This is a genomic window from Collinsella aerofaciens (assembly GCF_040915425.1).
In the GTDB taxonomy this organism is placed as follows: domain Bacteria; phylum Actinomycetota; class Coriobacteriia; order Coriobacteriales; family Coriobacteriaceae; genus Collinsella; species Collinsella aerofaciens_BW.
Genome location: NZ_JBCPDN010000114.1, coordinates 1 through 2,221 on the forward strand (window position 1 = coordinate 1; position 2,221 = coordinate 2,221).

General features: G+C 57.4%; 1 protein-coding gene, 1 tRNA gene and 1 pseudogene. All 3 read left to right on the forward strand.

From position 1 onward, the window contains the following. Positions 1 to 189, forward strand: a pseudogene (locus tag AB5164_RS10055) (hypothetical protein); the annotation flags it as partial. Between the two features lie 89 nt (positions 190 to 278). Next, a complete protein-coding gene (locus AB5164_RS10060) occupies positions 279 to 1,559 on the forward strand; it encodes an aminopeptidase (protein ID WP_161155894.1) in 1,281 nt (426 codons plus the stop codon). Between the two features lie 28 nt (positions 1,560 to 1,587). Continuing rightward, a tRNA-Lys gene (locus tag AB5164_RS10065) sits at positions 1,588 to 1,663 on the forward strand. Positions 1,664 to 2,221 lie beyond the last annotated feature (558 nt).

Consider the following 2,221-nt stretch of genomic DNA (forward strand, 5'->3'; position numbering starts at 1 on the left):
GTCCAGATGGTCGGCATTGTTTTGTCCTACGTCATCATTTTGGGCGACTTTATCTATGACTTCGCTCGTATTCGTCCCTTGCGCAACATGTACCGCGCGCAGGCCGAGGGCATGTCCGAGAACAAGCTCAACGCTCTTATTGAGCGCGCGGCTGCCGAGGAGGACAAGAAGGACTCCAAGAAGAAGTAGCGTTTGCATACATACTTATCGCTAAGATATAAGGCGCGTCGTTTTTGCGGCGCGCCTTTTTACTGTTCTATAGATAGATGGAGTGGCACATGATTCGAGCTGCCCTGACGGTCGAAGAGGCTCTGGAGGGCATGAAGGCCCTGGAGCCCAAGATTAAAAACTACGCGCGCCTGGTCGTCCGCAAGGGCGTAAACGTCAAGCCCGGCCAGGAGGTCGTCGTTCAGTCTCCGGTCGAGTGCGCGCCGTTTGCGCGCGTGGTGGTCGCGGAGGCCTATGCTGCCGGCGCCGGCCACGTGACGGTCATTTGGGCCGATGATGCCGTGACGAGGCTCACGTACGAGCATGTCGAGAAAAGCTATTTTGAGCAGACGCCCGAGTGGAAGCGCATGCAGCTGGATTCCTTGGCCCAGGATGGTGCCTGCTTTGTCTTTATCGAGGGTGCGGATCCTGCGGCCCTCAAGGGCATCGATCCAGCCAAGCCGGCCGCGGCATCAAAGGCGAGGAATACGCAGTGCAAAGTTTTCCGCCGTGGACTGGATTACAACATCAATCCGTGGTGCATCGCCGGCGCTCCGGTCGTGGCTTGGGCGCACGAGGTGTTCCCGGGAGACGCCGATGAGGTTGCAATCTATAAGCTGTGGAATGCGATTCTGCACACCGCGCGCGCCGATGGCCAGGACCCAGAGAGCGACTGGGAACTCCATGACGCCGCATTCGAAAAGAACCTGCGTTTCCTGAACGACAATCGTTTCGACTACCTGCATTACAACGCGGCAAATGGAACCGATCTGACGATTGGCATGACGAAAGGTCACGAGTGGGCCGGCGGCAAGGGCAAGACGCCCGATGGGCACCCCTTCTTCCCCAACATTCCCACCGAGGAAGTCTTCACTTCGCCCGATCGCATGCGCGCCGACGGTATCGTGTACTCGGCCATGCCGCTCATTCATCACGGCAATAAGGTCGAAGATTTTTGGATTAAGTTCGAGGGCGGCCGGGTGGTGGACTACGACGCCCGCGTGGGCAAGGCAACGCTCGCAAGTATCATCGATACTGACGAGGGCGCTGCTCACCTGGGAGAGGTCGCGCTCATTTCCAAGAACACGCCGATCCGCGAAAGTGGTGTTCTGTTCTACGATACGCTCTATGACGAGAACGCTAGCTGCCATCTCGCGCTAGGTGTCGGTTTCCCCGAATGCATCGAGGGTGGGTATGACATGTCCAAGGAGGAGCTCCTGGAGCATGGCGTTAACGTCTCGAGCACGCACGTCGATTTTATGATCGGCACGGACGACATCGATATTACGGGCATTACGCCTGATGGACGTGAAGTTGTGATTTTCCAGAACGGCCAATGGAGTTGGGAATAGTCCCAGACCGTGGTACAATGCCACCCGCGGGCCGTTAGCTCAGCTGGCAGAGCAGGGGACTTTTAATCCCAAGGTCCAGGGTTCGAACCCCTGACGGCCCACCATAGAATAGAAAGCGATCGACTCCGGTTGGTCGCTTTTTTTTGTTGCCGGTGCACGGGTTCGAACCCGTCGGGGCGCGGAGCTGAGTAAACGCGTGAGCGTTTGCCAGCGCAGCGCGCAAGGCGCGAAAGCGCCGCAGCGGCCGCCTGCGAAGCAGGCTGAACCCCTGACGGCCCACCATGGAATAGAAAGCGATCGACTCCGGTTGGTCGCTTTTTTGTTGCCGGTGCACGGGTTCGAACCCGTATCTAGCTATATATAAGAACGCTTGGCGAACAAAACCTGCCTTTTACCGATGGGAAACAAATGGCTGATGCCTTTGGAGTAAAGTAGCGCTCCAGAGATGACCGATGTCTCAATACTCATAAAACAGCTGGTCATCGCCAATATCAGAAGCCAATGCTTCAGTTTTAACCTCAGTGATGCGACTGAGGGACCTATTCATTTGTGAACAAAATATGGAGTGCGCGATTCCCGCCCCCGGGGCCCCTCCGGTCTGGCAATATATCTCCTTGCCGCGCGGCCCGGTGGAACCGGATCGGCCGCGGGGCGTGCACCTT

Coding starts and splice junctions, on each gene's coding strand:
- AB5164_RS10060 (WP_161155894.1), top strand. CDS start 279: ATGATTCGAGCTGCCCTGACGGTCGAAGAGGCTCTGGAGGGCATGAAG.